The sequence below is a fragment of the Natrinema salaciae genome (genome assembly GCF_900110865.1).
In the GTDB taxonomy this organism is placed as follows: Archaea; Halobacteriota; Halobacteria; order Halobacteriales; family Natrialbaceae; genus Natrinema; species Natrinema salaciae.
The window spans coordinates 22,171-38,693 of the sequence record NZ_FOFD01000007.1 but is presented as its reverse complement, the minus strand read 5'-3'; the positions used below and the strand labels follow the sequence as shown (position 1 = coordinate 38,693).

Here is a 16,523-nt window from a genome sequence, read left to right as displayed (position 1 = left end):
GTCTCGAGTGGTACCGTCGTTACTGTGCATGATCGGATCGGGTCCCGTTCGAACGCGTGCGGTTCTCGTTCGAGTCGGTCTCGGCGGCAAATCGCTCGTCGAAGCGATGGCAGGCGATCGGATGGTCGGCCGTGCCTGCCGTCAGTTCCGGCGCGGTCGTCTCGCAGGGCGTCTCGAACGCCGCCGCGAGACGGCGACGCGCACGCTCGAGATCACCGGCCACCGCGGCCTCGAGCGCGTCAGTGAGGACGGCGTCGGCGTCCGGATCGTGGAGCCGACGGGGGATTCCGTGGGCGTCTCGGAGCGCCGCCGCGGCGTCGTCGCGGTCGTCGAGTCGCGAGTGCAGCGTGTCGGGGTCCGTCTCGGCGAGTCGGCTCCGAAGCGCCATAATCGCGCGGAACGTGTCCGTCTCGAGGTCGTACGCCGCAGGCGGGATGACCTTCGGACACCGCGTGTGGAATCGACAGCCCGACGGCGGATCGGTCGGCGAGGGGACGGACTCCTCGAGGACGATCCGGTCGCCCTCCCAGCGAGGGTCGGGCTCCGGGATCGCCGACAGCAGCGCTTCGGTGTAGGGATGGGACGGGTCCGCGAAGACCTCGGCGGTCGTCCCGACCTCGACGAGTCCGCCGAGGTACATCACGGCCACCCGGTCGGCGATGTGGTCGACGACCGAGAGGTCGTGGGCGATAAACAGGTACGAGAGCCCGAACTGGTCCTGCAGGTCGGCCAGCAGGTTGAGGATTCGGGCCTGGACCGAGACGTCGAGCCCGGAGACCGGCTCGTCACAGACGATCAGATCGGGTTCGACGGCGAGCGCGCGAGCGATGCCGATCCGCTGTCGCTGGCCGCCGGAGAACTCCCGTGGGTACCGGGCGGCGTGATCGGCCCGGAGCCCGACCGTCTCGAGCAGTTCCCGAACGCGCTCGTCGCGCCGATCGTCGGGAACGATATCGTGGACCGCGAGGGCTTCGCCGACGATATCGGCGACCGTCAGTTGCGGGTTGAGACTGGCCGTGGGGTTCTGGAAGACGTACTGGATTTCGGTCCGCAACGCCCGAAGCTGGGACGGCGCGCAGTCCGTGAGCTCGGTCCCGCGGTAGGTGATCGTCCCGCCGGTCGGCTCGAGCAATCGGAGGAGGGTTCGCCCGAGCGTCGTCTTCCCGCAGCCGCTCTCGCCGACCAGGCCGAGCGTCTCGCCCTCGCGGATTTCGAGGTCGACGCCGTCGACCGCTCGAACGGTCTCGCTGCGGCCGAACAGCCGATCGAGAACCCCGTCGGCCGTCTCGTAGTACTTCTCGAGCCCCTCTGCCCGGAGCAGCGGGTCGTCGCCGGCCGTCGTCATCGCGAGTCACCCCGCCGTTCGTCCCCGTTCGGCTCCCGGTTCGACTCGCGTTCGCGGCGGTCGCCGTCCCGCACCCGCACCTCGTAGTCGAGCCCGTCCTCGAGCTCCCCGGTGTACTCGAGACAGGCGGCGAGGTGTGTCTCGGGATCGGGATCTGGATCGGCGTCGCCGGCCGACGGCTCCGTGTCCGTCTCGACGAGCGGCGGGTGGCGTCTGGCACAGGATTCCTCGGCGTACGGACAGCGCGGATGGAACCGACAGCCGGTCGGCGGGTCGACGAGGGACGGTGCCGTTCCGGGGACCGTCGCGAGGCGCTCGCTGTCGTCGCCGAGTCGCGGGATCGAGGCCAGCAACCCGACGGTGTAGGGGTGTTTGGGATCGTAGTACAGCTCCTCGACCGGCGCGCGTTCGACGATCTCGCCGGCGTACTGCACCAGCACCCGATCGCACAGCTCCGCGACGATCCCGAGGTCGTGCGTGACCAGCTGAATCGCCGTGTCGGACTGCGCCGCGAGGTCCGCGAGCAACTCGAGGATGCCGGCCTGCACGGTGACGTCGAGCCCGGTCGTCGGTTCGTCGCAGACGAGCAGATCGGGGTCGCAGGACAGCGCCATCGCGATGACGACCCGCTGTTGCATCCCGCCGGAGAACTCGTGGGGATAGTCCGCGTACCGCGCGGGGGCGTCCGGGATACCGACCCGCTCGAGGAGGTCGATCGCCCGCTCGCGGGCCTCGGCGTCGGACACGTCCTCGTGGGTGCGGATCGCTTCGGCGATCTGTTCGCCGACGGTGTAGACCGGGTTGAGTGCCGCGTCGGGGTCCTGAAACACCATCGCGATCTCGCTGCCCCGGATCGCCCGGAGCTCGTCGTCCGAACACGCGAGCAGGTCCCGTCCCCCGAACCGGATCTCGCCGCGGACGATCTCGCCGGGGGCCCGGATCAGGCGAAGCAGCGCGAGGCTGGCGACACTCTTGCCGGCCCCGCTCTCGCCGACCAGGCCGAGCGTCTCGCCGGCACGGAGTTCGTAGCTAATCCCGTCGACCGCCCGGACCACGCCGTCGTCCGTGTAGAACTGGACGACGAGATCCTCGACCTCGAGCAGGGTCATCAGCGCATCCGCCTCCGTTCGTCGGCCGCGTCTCGATGGGGATCGAGCGCGTCGTTCACGCCGTCGCCGACGAGGTTGATCGCCAGCACGAACAGGAAGATCGCCAGCCCGGGGAAGACGGTAACGTGCCAGTGGCCCTGCACGAGCGAGCTCCGGCCCTGCGAGAGCATCGCCCCCCACTCGGTGCTCCCGGGTTCGAGGCCGAGCCCGAGGAACCCGAGCGCCGCTGCCGCGAGAACGACCGTCCCGACGTTGAGCGTCGCCTGAACGACGACGGGCGTGATCGCGTTCGGCACGACGTGTCTGCGGACGATCGTCCGGTCGGGCACGCCGAGCGCCCTGGCAGCCGTGACGTACTCGCGTTCCCGGACCGAGAGGACTTCGCCGCGCAGCAGTCTGGCGTAGCCCAGCCATCCGGTGACCACGAGCGCCGTTACCACCGTCCAGAACCCGTCGCCGAGGACCGGTAGCGGCTCGAGGATCGGAACGATCGCGATCGCCAGCACCAGAAACGGGAAGGCGTAGAGCACGTCGACGACCCGCATGATGACTTCGTCCGTCCAGCCGCCGAAATACCCTGCGATCGCACCGAGGGGGACGCCGACGCCCAGCGCCAGCACGACGGCGACGAGCCCGATTCCGAGCGTGTACCGGCCGCCGACGAGCACCCGCGAGAACTGGTCGCGACCCGCCCAGTCGGTCCCGAACGGATGCGCCCAGGAGGGCGGCGCGTTCGCCGGTGCGACGAACGTCTCGCCCGGGTCGTAGGGAGCCAGCGAGAACGGCTGCAGCCTGATCGTCACCTCCGCGGTCGACACCTCGATCGGCCGGGCGAAGACCGCCAGCACCGTCATCGCGACGATGATCCCCAACCCGACCATCGCCGTCCGGTCCCGCCGGAACCGTCGCCACGCGTCCTCGAGGCGGTGCCGCCCCGCTGGGACGGTCTCGCCGGTCGTCTCCGTCTCCGACTCCGCCTCTGCGATCGCTTCCGGCGACGTGGGAGGAACCGTCTCCGGTGTCGCCTCCGAGTTCGCGGCTCCCGCCTCGTCACCGAACCGGTCCGAGACTGCCTCGTCGAAGCCGACGATGCGAATCCGGCCGCGTTCGGTGGATGGATCTCGGTCGCTCATGGATTAGTATCGGATGCGGGGGTCGAGCGTCGCGTAGACGACGTCGACGAGCAGGTTCGCGAGGACGACCGCGACGGCGATGACGAGTACGCTGGCCTGAATGAGCGGGTAGTCGCGCTGGAGGATCGATCGGACCAGCAGCCGCCCCATCCCCGGCCAGGAGAATATCTGTTCGACGACGACGGCACCGTCGACCAGGAACGCGAGCTGGAGGCCGGCGACGGTCACGACCGGGAGCAGGGAGTTTCGCAGCGCGTGTTTCAGGATCACGGTTCGCTCGGGAAGCCCCTTCGCTCGTGCGGTCCGAACGTACTCGGCGTCGAGCGCCGCCAACATCGACGAGCGCAGCAGTCGGGTGACGAGTGCGGCCGACGCGGTCCCCAGCGTGATCGTCGGGAGCACCATGAACTTCGCCATCGCGAGACTCGCGAGCGGCGCGTCCGGCGGAATGACGCGGAACCAGCCCAGCCGAACCCCGAAGACCAGAAGCAGGATGAGGCCGAGCCAGAAGTTCGGCGTCGCGATCCCGGCGAGCGCCGCGAGCCGGCTGAGTTCGTCGGCCGGCTCGCCCCGCCTGACCGCGGCGACGATCCCCGCCGGAATCCCGATCGCGAGCGCGAGCAGCCACGCGGCCCCGCCGAGCGCGATCGTCGCCGGGAGCCGACGGCCGATCGTCCCCGCGACGCTGCGGCCGGTGATCGGCGACTCGCCGAACTCGAGCGCGATCGCGTCCCGCAGCCACAGCAGGTACTGTTTCCACAGCGGCTGATCGAGGTGGTACTCGGCCCGGATCGACGCCTCGACGCCGGGGCTGACGTCCCGAAAGCCGATGATCGCGTCGGCTGCGTCGCCCGGAAGCACGTGGACGAACGAGAACGTCAGCAGGGTGACGCCGAGCAGGACCGGGACCGTGAGCACCAGCCGTTTGCAGACGTATCGACCGAGGGACATTGGGAAGCGGTGAGGTCAGTTCGGGTGCACGTACTCGTCCGCGATCGATTCCTGAAACGCCTCGCCTGCGTAGGCGTCGAGCAGCGGCGAAATCGGCGTGTACGCCACCGATCCGACGCCGTGATAGACGTTTTCCAGGGTCGTCTGCCGCGGAAGCAACATGTTACAGCCGCGGCGGACCGACTGCTCGGAAAACGGTGCGCGGTAGGAGGGGTAGATCACCATATCGAACCCGCCGCCGACGTGACGGCCGACGCCGTAGGCGTCGTCGTCCTCGAAGTCGCCGAGACTCGCCGAAGGGACGTCGCCGCTGAAGTGGACGTTCCCGGCCTCGAGCGCGGCCTGGCGGGACGACTTCTCGGTGATGATCTCGAGGGTAACCGTCTCGATCGGTGCCGTCGCCGGGACAGTCCCGTCGCCGTCGAACCAGTGGTCGTCGAATCGGGCCATCCGCCAGCGGTTGTCGCTTTCGTACTCGACGAGCTGGTAGGGGCCGGTTCCGATCGGCTCCGACTCGAGGTCGAGTTCGCCGTCGATCGCGGCCATCGGGACGATCGGGACGTCGAACAGCGCGTTCTCGAACGGTCCGTACTCCCGCCAGCAACTGATCTCGATGGTCGTGTCGTCGACGATTTCGCTGCCGTCGTACCAGTCGTAGACGTCGCTCTCCCGGGGAGTTCCCTCGTACCGCTCGAGCGATCCCTTGACGTGATCGGCGGTGAGACGCTCGCCGTTGTGGAATCGAACCCCATTACGGAGCGAGAACCGGTAGGTCGTCTCGTCGAGTCGCTCCCACTCGTCGGCGAGAAACGGGCAGGGTTCGCCCTCGAAGTCGACGCCGACGAGTTGCTCGTAGAGCAGCACCGTCGCCTGCCCGGACGCGGTGTCGTTCATCGACACCGGATCGGTGTTCTGAACGTCGCTCCCCAGATCGCCGACGAACTCGGTGCCGTCCTGGAGATCGGTGTAGACGCCGGCCCACGGCGCGTACACGCCGTAGTACGTTCCCGTCCGGAGCGGATACGTCCGCCAGTCGGTGACGACCGCGCCGTCCCAGACGTGGGTCGATTCCCGAAAGCGGACGAACGATAGCGGGGAGTCGGCGACCAGTTCCTCCTGTACCTCCCGGTAGATCGCGACCCGTTCGTCCGGGTCGGTCTCCTCGAGGCCCGCATCGAGGCGGTCGTCGACGCGCTCGTTCGCGTAGTGGTTGACGTTGAAGCCGTCGGGCGTGTGGTTGTCCGAGTGAAACAGGATATTGACGTAGTCGCTGGGGTCCCAGCCGCCGGTCCAGCTCGCGACGAACATGGCATTTTCCGATTCGTCGGCCGCCGCGATCATGCGGTCGACGTGCGAGCCGAACTCCCGCCGTTCGATATCGACATCGAAAAAGCCCGTCCCGTTGAGTTCGTCCCGGAACAGTTGCGCGAACCGCTCGCGTTCTTCGTCCTGGGTAATGGCGATCGTCGTCGAGAACGGCGGCTCGACGCCCGTGGCATCGAACCCGTCGCGAAGCAACTCCTCGGCGGGGCCGTTGGCCTCGACGCCGTCGTCGAACCGCACGCACCCCGCCAGACCGGCGATCCCCGCGGCTCCTGCTCGCTTCAGCAGTGAACGCCGCCGTACCCGTCTGCGTTCGCCTCGACGGGTGCTATCCCCGGTCATGGTAGTGCCGTTCGAATCGAGACACCATATGAATTATGGTAAGGTGACATTTTCGCCCCGGAACCGGTTCGTTGGTCTCTCATCGCCGATACTCGGCCCGCGAGACCGCTGTCGCCGCGGCACGTCGCGAACGGCCGCACTCTTCGCTGCCGGCGATCGCCCCGTAACGGGGTCGAGAGTCGTTACGTCGTACCGGCGAGGGCGACGGCCTTAACGACTGCGACTGGGGCGAAGACTGCAGCGGCCCGGTCGTCCCACGCCTCGAGTACCGCTACGACGGGAGCCACGAAAACAGCGGACCCGACGGTTACGCGTTCGGTCTGGGGACGAACGGGTCGTACTCCTCGTGTTCGAACGTGCCGAGGATCGTCCCGTCGATCGTCTTGACGTGGGTGTAGAGGACGCCTTCGTCCGCGGCGGAGGTGAACATGCCGTCGGCGCGCGCGATATCGTATCGACTGGGGAGCAGAATCGATCGCTCGGTCTCCGGGTCGATTAGCTCCGTGACGACGAACATGAACCCGTCGATCTCAGTTCCGTAGGCCAGGTACTCGGTGAATTCGTCGCTGTCGAAGACCTCGGTAAACGTCTCGGCGTAGTTGTTCGGAACCACGTGGACGAGTCCGAACCGCTCGTCGTCGCCCATGTCGCGGCTCACGGTATCGGTGTGTGCGGCCATGATGGTGACGACCTCCCAGCCATCGTCGCGACGTTCCTGGGCGATCGCTTCCGTGTCCTCGAGCGTCTGTTTCCAGGCTTCCGTCTGGACGCCCTGCGGATCCCGTCGGCGGAGCGACCCGGGATCGGCAGCGCCGATATCGTCGTGCATACACCACTGTCGTCAGAGGAGTCGGTTAACTCTTTCCGGAGGGGGCGACCTCAGCCGACCCCGAAGACGGTCTCCATGAGAAACGACAGCAACAGCACCAGGAGACTGCCGAGCAGGAGCTTTCCCGGCGGCGTGACCCGCTTTTCGGACGGCGGCGGTCGGACCCACCGCAGCGGCGGAAGCGTCCGGACGAACGCCTGAAACCGCGTCGAATCGTTGGTCGCGGGTATCGATTCGGTGACGCCACGGGTCGGTGGAGTTCCCACGTCGTCGGGAGACGTCGGCCACAGCCGTACCGTCGCGTACGCGAGGAGCACCCACCCGGCGACGAACAGCAGGTACTTGGCACGGACGATCCCGCCACCGGTCGCAACTCCGAGGACCAGGGCACCGACGCCGGTGAGCACCGCGACGGCGATCGCGTACGTGATCGCGTCAAGCCAGGTGCGCCCGAACACCCGGAGTCGGTCACCGAGGGCGTCGGTCGGTGGCATCGTCACCCGTGGCGGTTCTCGAGGACGGCGTCCGGGGACCGATACTCGTCGGTGTGCCGGTGACAGTGGCTCTGGTGGCCGCCGTCGCTCATGTCGTGATACGCCGGCGGCTCGTCGTCACAGACGCTGCCGAACGCCTCGTTGAAGACGGCGATCGCCTCGCTCTCGTCGTGGTCCCGAGCGTGGGTCGCGATCTCGTCCAGAACCGACTGGACGCGCGCCGGCACCTCCTGGTCACCGAACAGTTCGTCGTAGGTGTCCTCGACCGTCCCGAAGCGCGTGTCTTTCCCGACTGCCGCGCGGATTCGATCGCGAACCGAGCGGTCCGCGCGCTTGCGCTCGCTGAGAAGATCACGGAGCGTGTTGAGCCGGTTCCAGAGCTCGTCGTCGAGGTCGCGATACTCCGCCGGTCGAATCCGCGCCGGACAGCGCGTGCTGAACGGGCAGCCGGCGGGCGGGTACCGGGGGTTCGGCGGCGTCCCGTGCAGCGTGATTCGGTCGCGCTCGACGGTCGGATCGGGTTCCGGAATCGCCGACAGCAGCGCGTGCGTATACGGGTTCGCCGGATCGGTGAACAGCTCCTCGGTCGGCCCGATCTCCATGACGTTCCCGAGGTACATCACCGCGACCCGGTCACAGAGGTGGCGAACGACGGAGAGGTCGTGTGCGATAAACAGGTAGGTCAGCCCGAACTCGGTTTGCAGGTCCTCGAGCAGGTTGATGATTTCGGCCTGCACGGAGACGTCGAGCGCCGAGACCGGTTCGTCGAGGACGACGAAATCCGGTTCGAGCGCCAGGGTGCGGGCGATACTGATCCGCTGGCGCTGGCCGCCGGAGAACTGGTGTGGGTAGCGGTAGTAGTGTTCGCGCTGGAGGCCGACGGTATCGAGCAGCTCTTTGACGCGCTGGCGTCGCGCTTGCGGCGTCTCCCACTCGTGAACGTCCAGCGGTTCGCGGACGATTTCGCCGATCGTCATTCGGTCGTTGAGGCTCGATTCGGGGTCCTGAAACACCATCTGGGCGTTGCGTCGCCACTCGTGGAGCTCGTCGCCCTCGAGATCGGTGATATCGACGCCGTCGAACCGAACCTCGCCGGCGGTCGCGTCCTCGAGTTGGAGGAGCGTTCGCCCCAGCGTCGTCTTGCCACACCCGGACTCGCCGACGAGGCCGAGCGTCTCGCCACGGTGGATATCGAACGTGACGCCGTCGACGGCCTTGACCGGCGTCCAACCGAGGAGTCCGCCGTCCTCGTAGTAGGTCTTCAGGCCATCGACTTCGATCATCACGTCCTCGTCGCTGTCGGTCGGTACGTCGGTCTCGGTCGCTATCGGCTCCTGGCTCACTTCGTGACTCATTCGGTATCGCCTCCGGTCCGTCTCGCGTTTCGTCGTCGATGCTGGTCGACTGCGTCGTACGTCGAGCGGTCGCCGGGACAGAGCAGGCACGCCGCGGTGTGATCGTCTACCCCCTCCTCGACCGGGACCGGGACGGGATGAACGGCGTCGCACTCGTCGAACGCCTTCGGGCACCGCGGTGCGAACCGACAGGACGTCGCCGGTTCGTTCGGCGTCGGAACGTTCCCTTCGATCGTCTGGAGCCGGTCGCCGGATTGTTGTCCCGGAATCGATTTGAGCAGGCCGTGCGTGTACGGATGCTTCGGATCGGCGAACAGCGTGTTCACGCCGGCCGTTTCGACGATCTCCCCCGCGTACATGACGTTCACCCGATCGGTGATCTCCGCGATCACACCCATGTCGTGGGTGATGAACATCATCGAGAGATCCCGTTCCGCCTGCAGGTCGGCGAGCAGATCGAGGATCTGCGCCTGAATCGTCACGTCGAGCGCCGTCGTCGGCTCGTCGCAGACCAGCAGCTCCGGCTCGCAGGCCAGCGCCATCGCGATCACGGCTCGCTGACGCATCCCGCCGGAGAACTGGTGTGGATACTCGTTGACGCGGCGACGCGCGTCGGGGATGCCGACGGCCTCGAGCAGGTCGATCGCTTCCTGGGTCGCCGCTTCGCCTCGCAGTCCCTGGTGGAGCCGGATCGACTCCTTGATCTGGTTGCCGACCGTGTAGACGGGATTGAGGCTCGTCAGCGGGTCCTGGAACACCATCGCGATCCGTCCGCCGCGCATGAGTCGCTGCGGTTTGCCGCTGAGACGCGTGATCTCGACGAATCCGTCGGCGATCTCCGTCGGCGCGTCGGGACTGCCGTCCGTGACGAACACGCAGTCGTCCTCGTCGACGAGTCCGAGTTCGTCGCCGTAACCGGCGGCGACGACGTCCGCGAGCGGCACGTCCGCGGCGTACTCGCAGCCGAACGCCGCCGGCGTGATGTCGACCGTCTCGCGGTCGAAGAGGGCGGCCGGGTCGTAGTCGGCCGCCAGCGCCTCGAGGTCGACGGTACGGTCGGGGAACGTCGACGCGTACTCCCGAACCGTCTCGAGGTGGTTGAATCGGATGCTACTGCCCTGGAGCGTGCGTCCCGGCGAGTCGACGAGTCCCATGATCGATCGGGCGGTCACGCTCTTGCCCGACCCGCTTTCGCCGACGATGCCGACGGTTTCGCCCCGCCGGATGTCGAACGAGATCCCGTCGACCGCTCGAATGGTCTCCTTTTCGGTGAAGAACGCGGTCTGGAGGTTCCGAACGTCGAGGATCGGATCGGCGGGCGTCTCGGTCGACATCACCCACCACCTCCGGCCGCCGCGGTACCGGTGTCGTCTGTCCCGCCGGTGTCCGCCTCCGGATCGATCGCGTCCCGGAGACCGTCACCCAGCGCGTTGAACGCGGTGACCACGAGGACGATCATCAGTCCCGGGATGGTCGCGACGTGCCACGACGACGTGCCGACGAACGATCGTCCGTCGCTGATGAGCCGTCCCCACTCGGGCGTCGGTGCTTCGATACCCAGGCCGAGGAACGAGAGCGCGGCCGTGGAGATGATGATTCCGCCGAGCAGTAGAGAGCCGTAGATCATTATGTATCCTGCAATGTACGGTGCCATGTGTTTGCGCATTGTGTTCAGCGGCGTCTGTCCGTAGCTCCTCGCGGCGTCGACCCACTCCTCCTCGGCGACCTGTAACGACGGGCCGCGGATCGTCCGCCACATCCCCGGCCAGTAGACGAACGCGAAGATCAGCCCGAGGAGGAGCCCGCCGTTGAGCGGTTCCGCGATCGGGTGGCTGCCCTGCTTGAAGATGACCGATAACATCATGACGAGCAGAAACGCCGGGATCGAGATGATCGTGTCGCTCGTGATCACCGTCAGGACGTCGACGAGTCCCTTGTAGTAGGCGGTCAGCATCGACATCGTGACCGCGATCAGTCCGCCGAGGCCGATCGCGAGCAGCCCGATCACCAGCGACGTCTGCGCGCCGTAGGCAACGTGGGTGAGCAGGTCCTGTCCGGACGACGTCGTCCCCAGTGGTGCCCAGCGGTCGTAGTCGTCGTAACTCATCGGGCCGATGGTGTTCTGCCCGTTCGATTTGCTGTGGAGGTTCGCCCGTCCGGGCGTGATCGTCTCGACCTCGCCGTCGTCGTTGAGGTACTCGATCTCGTATTCGTAGGGGGCGTCGATGTTCTGTTCCGCGGTGACGGGACTGACGGCCGGTGCCCACAGCGCCGTGACCAGGAACATGAGCACGACGATCAGGCCGAACTGTCCCCAGTAGTGGGTTCGGAATCGACGGATCGTGTCGTCACGCGGCGTCCAGTCCGCCTGCCGGTAGTGGTCCCGGAAGATCGTGTACCCCTTCCAGACCCAGACGATCGCGGCGAGCGCGTAGCCGTAGACGAGCAACACGCGAATCCCCCAGGCCACTGCCGGCGAGAGACCGAGGAACGTTCCGTCCCAGCCGCCGCCCGGCGTTCTGTGGCCCTGATTGGAGAGGAGTTCGCGGCTCGTGAGCGTCGGAATCGACGACAGGGTGTTGAACACGCCGTCGATCGTGCCGTTGACGAGTCCGCCGACCGGCGTGAACGCCAGCAGGACCGCGAGCGTGGCGAGGATGCCGGTCACGACGACCCGCTCAAGGAAGCGCACGACGCGATCGCTCAGACCGATGTCGAACCGGTCCGTGGCGGACCAGGACGTGAATCTGGTGACGAGAACCGAGATCCCGAACAGTATGAGCAGCGTGATCGCGTCGCTCACGAAGTAGCTGACTATCGGAACGGTCGCCTCGCCGACCGAGTCGCCGATCCAGCTGGGTATCAGCCCCACCAGGTCGATGACGTACTTGACCGCCCCCACGAGCTGGTGTGCCCAGCCCACGTATCGGCCGAATTCGAGGACGAACAACACGGCGGCACCGAGCAGCCAGAACCGTGCCGGGCCGGGATTGTCGGCGACGCGTTCGCGGAGGGGCCTCGATTCGTCGGTCGTCTCGGTCGGTTCGAATGATTCACTCACACTCATCGTTCGTACCCCACACGTGGATCGATGATCGTGTACAGGAGGTCCTGAATGATGTTCAGCAGGATGATGATCACCGTGAAGATGAACAGCAGCGCTCCCGCCAGCGGCAGGTCTGCCTGTATCGTCGCCCGGAAGAAGATCCTGCCGAGTCCGTTGATGTTGAAGATCGACTCGACGATGACCGAGCCGCCGATCAGCAGGAACGCCTCGTTCGTGATGACCGGAACCAGCGGAATCAGCGCGTTTCTGAAGACGTGTTTCCAGATGATGACGCGGTTCGTCAGTCCCTTCGCTTTGGCCGTCTCGACGTAGTTGGAGTTGATCGTCTCGAGGATGGCGGTCCGTCCGATACGGAGCTCCGCGGCCATCGAGGCCGACCCGAGGACCAGCGCCGGCGGGAGGATGAGCTTGATGTCACTGGCGAGTGCGCCCCAGTCGATACCGGTAGCCGTGACGAACGCCAGATCGGGCGTCCCCGTGATGCTCCTGATATCCGGCCCGAGCGCGTACCAGTCAAACCCGAACAAGCCGCCGCCTTTGGTCTTGCGGAGGGTGGCGAGGAGGATGATGCTCAGCCAGAAGTTCGGCATCGCCTGCCAGAGGATGCCGCCCACGGAGGCGAGGTAGTCGCCCCCGCTGTTGGGCCGGAGTCCGGCGTAGAACCCGAGCGGGATGCCGATAAACAGCGGCAGCAGGATCGCCCAGAACCCCAGCCACAGCGTCGGCGGGCCCGCGAACGAGATGACTCGAGTCACGTCCATGTCTCCGTAGATGACCCAGGACTTGCCCAGATCGAGGGTCAGGAAGTTCATCACGAAGTCCAGGTACTGTTCCCAGAGGGGGTCGTTGAGCCCGAGCCGTTCGCGCATTCGCGCGGCCTCGGCTCCCGACGCCTCGGGACCGAGTCGAGCGGCCACGGGATCGACCGGTCCCATCCGTAGCAGCACGAATATGAACGTCATTACGAGAAAGAGGACCGGTACGGAGAGCAGCAACCGCTTGAAGAAGTATCTCCACCGACTCATGCTCGCTCACGGAGGGTTCGGTGGTCGTTTTTCAAACAATCTTTCATACGTACACGTTGTTTTGACTTTCCCACATGTATCTAAATATTTCGCTTCTCATTGTTTCGATAACGGGGACCGGAAGCGGGTCGCGTCGCCGTTAGGACTCGTCTTCCAGGTTCGCCTGCCAGTCGAGGTAGTAGCCGTTCGCTTCGTTCGGCATCTTCGAAGTGTCGGTGTTCTTCGGCTCGAAGCCGAAGTGGCCGTACGCAACGTCCGGCCAGCTCCAGATCCAGCCGAGCGAGAACATCTCGAGGTCGCCGTCCTCGCCGCGCTCCTGGAGCGTCGAGAACTGCGTCGACTGAGGGCTAGCCTCGACGCCGAGACCGGACAGCTTCTGTCGGATCAGGTCGGCCATTTCCTGGAACGCCGGACTCGTCTCGTAGACGGTCACCTGCATCTCGAACGGGTCGTCCTCGGTGAAGCCGTTCTCCTCGAGAACATCTCCCGCACTGTCGCGGTCGGTCTCGTTGACGCCGTAGGGCCACTCGTCTTTCCAGTCCTGATACCCGTCCTGTCCGGTCGGCCACATCGCCGGCGGCGTGAAGCTGAACGCCTCGACGCCGCGGTTCTGGAGGACGTCGTTGACGAACTCCTCGTGGTTCGTGACGTACGCGACCGCCTTTCGGACGGGTGCGGGAACGTTCTTGACGTTGAACGCGAAATAGTACGTCCCGAGTTCGGGGACCGCGATGTAGTTCGTGGTCTCGCCGTTCTCGAACTCCCCGTACGTACCGAACTCCCGGTCGTTGTCGTCGGTCTCGGCGTCGATGAGGTCGGGGTCGTAGTACGAGGTCGGAACTTCGAAGAAGTCGGCGTTCTTCTCCATCGCGTAGGTGAACTTCGACTCGGGGTCCTCGATGATCTCCCAGTGGACGGATTCGACGCTCGCGACGGTCCCGTAGAAATTGTCGTTGCGGACGAGCCGTATACCTTCACCGGGGTTGAACTCGTCGTACTCGAACGGACCGGTCCCGTTGGCCATCTCGGTTCGGAACTCGTCGTGGCTGTACCGACCGTCGTAGCCCTCGATGTCGCCGACGATTCCCTCCGGAACGATGGAGAAGCCGTTGTACGTGAGGACGTCCAGTACGGCCGGGTTCGGTTCTTGAAGGGTGATCTCGAACGTGCGGTCGTCGACGATGTTGATCGCCAGCGAGTCGGGGACGACGCCGCCGTCGTCGGTCGTCTCGTGGTCGATACCGAGGCCGCCCGTCGAGCCGGTGACGAAGTTCGCCCGTTCGCTGAACTCGGATTCGGCGAGTCGGCGGAAGGAGTACTTGACGTCGGCGGCGGTTAGGTCCGATCCGTCGTGGAACTGGATGCCGTCTTTGAGCGTGAACGTCCACGTCAGTCCGTCGTCGGACGTCTCGAAGGACTCGATCAGCTGATTCTCGACCTCGGCGACGCCGGCCGGATAGTTGGTCAGCGTGTCGTAGAGCTGTGCGATGACCTCGGCGGACGCGGTGTCCGTCGACATGATCGGGTCCAGCTCGTCGAAGGTGGCGCTGATCAGGTTCAGTTCCGAATCGCCTTCGACTTCCGTCCGGTTGTGTTTCAGGTGGTGGCGGCCGAGGGAACCCATCCGGGGGAGGTCGACGTTGTCGTACCAGAAGAACTCGCCCTTGCTGTGGTGGGTGGGGAGCATGACCATGTCGTCCCGGACGGCCTCCTCGATATCGATGTAGGCCTCGGTACGGGTCTCTTCCGCGTCGGGACCCGGGTTGTTGACGATGCGCTCCCAGGCATCCTGTGCCTTCTCGGCGTGTTCGGTCGTCTCGTAGTTGGTTTCCTCGCCCTCGTCGTCGTCGTCGCTGAGAAGCGCGGAACAGCCAGCGAGTCCGACCGATGCGCTGCCACCAAGGAGAGCAAGCATTTGTCGTCGGGACCGATCTGCATTCTGTACATCCGGTATGTCGGACATAGGCATGGGTTACCGAGACGGGTAATATAAACTTGTCGACAACGAATGGAGTTGGGCTTGACGTTTATTGCATTGATTGTTACACAAGTGCACAGAAAAGATCATTCACGGGGAAGAACGTGAATTCCATCCGGCGGCGCATCCGCTCGAGTCCGAGGGCTGACGCGACGTCGCGAGACGCGTCAGTTGTCGCCGTCTTCGTCGACGATGACGACCTCGCCGTCGACGACGTCGACGTTGATCAGCGTCTTGACGTCGTAGCCCGCGTCGTCGACCTTGTTTTCGCCGCCGACCTTCTTGATGACCGCGACCGTGTCGACGACCACTGCGCCGATCTCGTCGAGCGCCGTGAGGACCGACGCGAGCGTCCCGCCCGTCGAGAGGACGTCGTCGAGCACGAGCACGCGCTCGCCCTCGCGGACGTCGTTGATGTACATCTCGTTTTCCGAGTACCCCGTCTTCTGGGAGATGGCAACCTCGTCGTCGAGGCCGTACTGGCGCTTGCGGATGACCGTCAGCGGGATGTCGGTCATCAGCGAGACGGCGGTGGAGATGTGGATACCCATCGCCGCGGGCGTGACGATTCGGTCGACCTCCTGTAGCTTGGCCTTCCGGATGATTCGGATGACGATCTCGCGCAAGAGGGTGGGATCGAGTTTCGGAACCCCGTCGCTAATAGGGTGAACGAAGTAATGATAGCCGTTCTTCTCGATGATCGGGGCCTCGAGGAGCGACTGCTTCAACTGATCCATGTCGTGGGTCGGAGGGTAGCGGAGTAAAAGTTGACGGTACGGTCGAACCGGAGCGGAATGGGAACGAGGCACATCCGCGGGCGAGTGAGCGACGACGATTCGATCGATCGGGCGGACCGTCCGCAGTTACTCGTCGGCGCTGTAGCTGAGTTCGGGCGGTTGGTCCCCGTGGCCGAGGCGCATGTTTCGCTCGTGATAGATGTGGACGGCCGCAGTTACCGTGAACGTGACGGCGATGGCTGCAGTCCACGTCAGGTTCGACAGGAACGTCAACGGATAGATCTCGAGCCACAGCGCGGCGACCAGTGCGCAACTGATCGCGCCCAGCGAGAGGTAGAGTTCCCGCCACGCGAACTCCCGGCCGGGGACGATCTCGAGGTAGACGCTGATGTCCCGCGTCCGGTCGGTCGGCTCGATGACGCCTCGATCGGAGTCGAACCGGAGGATGCCGGTCGTGTCCATCTTCGGCAGGTGCGTCTGCTGGAGCGTCGTATAGACCCGCTTTCGCTGTGCGGGGGTGACGCCCTCGAGGGTCGTGTCGTACTCCCAGGCGGCCAATTGCTGGGCGAGGTCGCCGAGTTCGACGGGCCGGTCGTCCTGTTTGAGATACTGGAGGACGTAGCGCCGTCGTTGATTCCGCAGCACCTCGAATATCTCGCCCTTGGTGAGCTGTTCCTCGGTATCGTCGTCGCCGTCGTTGCCGTCGTCGCCGTCGTTGCTGTCGTTGCTGTCGTCGTCGGCAGTCGCCGCGGTCGCGTCGGTCTCGTCCCTCGCGGTCCGATCCGCGGTACGCTGTCGTTGCACCACAGTGATCACCCCGACTTACCGGCCGATT

The 16,523-nt window shown here is 65.6% G+C and carries 14 protein-coding genes; all 14 read right to left on the bottom strand.

From position 1 onward, the window contains the following. Positions 1–19: 19 nt before the first annotated feature. Positions 20–1,345 (bottom strand): ABC transporter ATP-binding protein, encoded by a 1,326-nt coding sequence (locus BMX07_RS20135; RefSeq protein WP_090621512.1) that lies wholly within the window; start codon positions 1,343–1,345, stop codon positions 20–22. Beyond that, entirely contained in the window at positions 1,342–2,454 is a 1,113-nt protein-coding gene (locus BMX07_RS20130; RefSeq protein ID WP_090621510.1) for an ABC transporter ATP-binding protein, read from the bottom strand. Before BMX07_RS20130 ends, BMX07_RS20135 begins: the two co-directional genes overlap by 4 nt. Further along, positions 2,454–3,587 carry an ABC transporter permease gene (locus tag BMX07_RS20125; protein ID WP_090621508.1) on the bottom strand — a complete coding sequence of 378 codons (1,134 nt, stop codon included), beginning with the start codon at positions 3,585–3,587 and terminating at the stop codon, positions 2,454–2,456. Before BMX07_RS20125 ends, BMX07_RS20130 begins: the two co-directional genes overlap by 1 nt. A gap of 3 nt (positions 3,588–3,590) precedes the next feature. After that, the gene (locus BMX07_RS20120) at positions 3,591–4,538 is read right to left on the bottom strand and encodes an ABC transporter permease (protein ID WP_090621506.1); all 948 of its coding nucleotides are present in this window, start codon (positions 4,536–4,538) and stop codon (positions 3,591–3,593) included. A gap of 15 nt (positions 4,539–4,553) precedes the next feature. Continuing rightward, complete coding sequence (locus BMX07_RS20115; protein WP_090621504.1) at positions 4,554–6,203, bottom strand: ABC transporter substrate-binding protein; 1,650 nt, start codon at positions 6,201–6,203, stop codon at positions 4,554–4,556. 307 nt (positions 6,204–6,510) lie between these two features. After that, complete coding sequence (locus BMX07_RS20110) at positions 6,511–7,032, bottom strand: DUF7529 family protein (protein ID WP_090621502.1); 522 nt, start codon at positions 7,030–7,032, stop codon at positions 6,511–6,513. A gap of 50 nt (positions 7,033–7,082) precedes the next feature. Then, entirely contained in the window at positions 7,083–7,526 is a 444-nt protein-coding gene (locus BMX07_RS20105; protein WP_175480235.1) for a DUF7555 family protein, read from the bottom strand. 2 nt (positions 7,527–7,528) lie between these two features. Next, the gene (locus BMX07_RS20100) at positions 7,529–8,881 is read right to left on the bottom strand and encodes an ABC transporter ATP-binding protein (RefSeq protein ID WP_090621497.1); all 1,353 of its coding nucleotides are present in this window, start codon (positions 8,879–8,881) and stop codon (positions 7,529–7,531) included. Beyond that, positions 8,878–10,215, bottom strand: a complete 1,338-nt coding sequence (locus BMX07_RS20095; protein WP_090621495.1) for an ABC transporter ATP-binding protein — start codon at positions 10,213–10,215, stop codon at positions 8,878–8,880. Before BMX07_RS20095 ends, BMX07_RS20100 begins: the two co-directional genes overlap by 4 nt. Beyond that, positions 10,215–11,948, bottom strand: a complete 1,734-nt coding sequence (locus tag BMX07_RS20090; protein WP_090621492.1) for an ABC transporter permease — start codon at positions 11,946–11,948, stop codon at positions 10,215–10,217. Before BMX07_RS20090 ends, BMX07_RS20095 begins: the two co-directional genes overlap by 1 nt. Continuing rightward, positions 11,945–12,973: an ABC transporter permease gene (locus BMX07_RS20085; protein ID WP_090621490.1), complete on the bottom strand. Its 1,029-nt coding sequence runs from the start codon at positions 12,971–12,973 to the stop codon at positions 11,945–11,947. The genes BMX07_RS20090 and BMX07_RS20085 overlap by 4 nt, the downstream gene beginning before the upstream one ends. Before the next feature lie 139 nt (positions 12,974–13,112). Next, the gene (locus tag BMX07_RS20080) at positions 13,113–14,888 is read right to left on the bottom strand and encodes an ABC transporter substrate-binding protein (protein ID WP_090621488.1); all 1,776 of its coding nucleotides are present in this window, start codon (positions 14,886–14,888) and stop codon (positions 13,113–13,115) included. Between the two features lie 230 nt (positions 14,889–15,118). After that, complete coding sequence (gene hpt / locus BMX07_RS20075; RefSeq protein WP_090621486.1) at positions 15,119–15,688, bottom strand: hypoxanthine/guanine phosphoribosyltransferase; 570 nt, start codon at positions 15,686–15,688, stop codon at positions 15,119–15,121. A gap of 126 nt (positions 15,689–15,814) precedes the next feature. Beyond that, positions 15,815–16,504, bottom strand: coding sequence for a DUF7344 domain-containing protein (locus BMX07_RS20070; protein WP_090621484.1), 690 nt, complete (start codon positions 16,502–16,504; stop codon positions 15,815–15,817). Between the last annotated feature and the right edge of the window lie 19 nt (positions 16,505–16,523).

What these genes read in the sequence shown, in the direction of transcription:
- BMX07_RS20115 (WP_090621504.1), bottom strand. Translation starts at nt 6,203, where the DNA reads ATGACCGGGGATAGCACCCGTCGAGGCGAACGCAGACGGGTACGGCGG.
- BMX07_RS20120 (WP_090621506.1), bottom strand. Translation starts at nt 4,538, where the DNA reads ATGTCCCTCGGTCGATACGTCTGCAAACGGCTGGTGCTCACGGTCCCG.
- BMX07_RS20080 (WP_090621488.1), bottom strand. Translation starts at nt 14,888, where the DNA reads ATGCTTGCTCTCCTTGGTGGCAGCGCATCGGTCGGACTCGCTGGCTGT.
- hpt (WP_090621486.1), bottom strand. Translation starts at nt 15,688, where the DNA reads ATGGATCAGTTGAAGCAGTCGCTCCTCGAGGCCCCGATCATCGAGAAG.
- BMX07_RS20090 (WP_090621492.1), bottom strand. Translation starts at nt 11,948, where the DNA reads ATGAGTGTGAGTGAATCATTCGAACCGACCGAGACGACCGACGAATCG.
- BMX07_RS20135 (WP_090621512.1), bottom strand. Translation starts at nt 1,345, where the DNA reads ATGACGACGGCCGGCGACGACCCGCTGCTCCGGGCAGAGGGGCTCGAG.
- BMX07_RS20100 (WP_090621497.1), bottom strand. Translation starts at nt 8,881, where the DNA reads ATGAGTCACGAAGTGAGCCAGGAGCCGATAGCGACCGAGACCGACGTA.
- BMX07_RS20095 (WP_090621495.1), bottom strand. Translation starts at nt 10,215, where the DNA reads ATGTCGACCGAGACGCCCGCCGATCCGATCCTCGACGTTCGGAACCTC.
- BMX07_RS20105 (WP_175480235.1), bottom strand. Translation starts at nt 7,526, where the DNA reads ATGCCACCGACCGACGCCCTCGGTGACCGACTCCGGGTGTTCGGGCGC.
- BMX07_RS20125 (WP_090621508.1), bottom strand. Translation starts at nt 3,587, where the DNA reads ATGAGCGACCGAGATCCATCCACCGAACGCGGCCGGATTCGCATCGTC.
- BMX07_RS20085 (WP_090621490.1), bottom strand. Translation starts at nt 12,973, where the DNA reads ATGAGTCGGTGGAGATACTTCTTCAAGCGGTTGCTGCTCTCCGTACCG.
- BMX07_RS20110 (WP_090621502.1), bottom strand. Translation starts at nt 7,032, where the DNA reads ATGCACGACGATATCGGCGCTGCCGATCCCGGGTCGCTCCGCCGACGG.
- BMX07_RS20130 (WP_090621510.1), bottom strand. Translation starts at nt 2,454, where the DNA reads ATGACCCTGCTCGAGGTCGAGGATCTCGTCGTCCAGTTCTACACGGAC.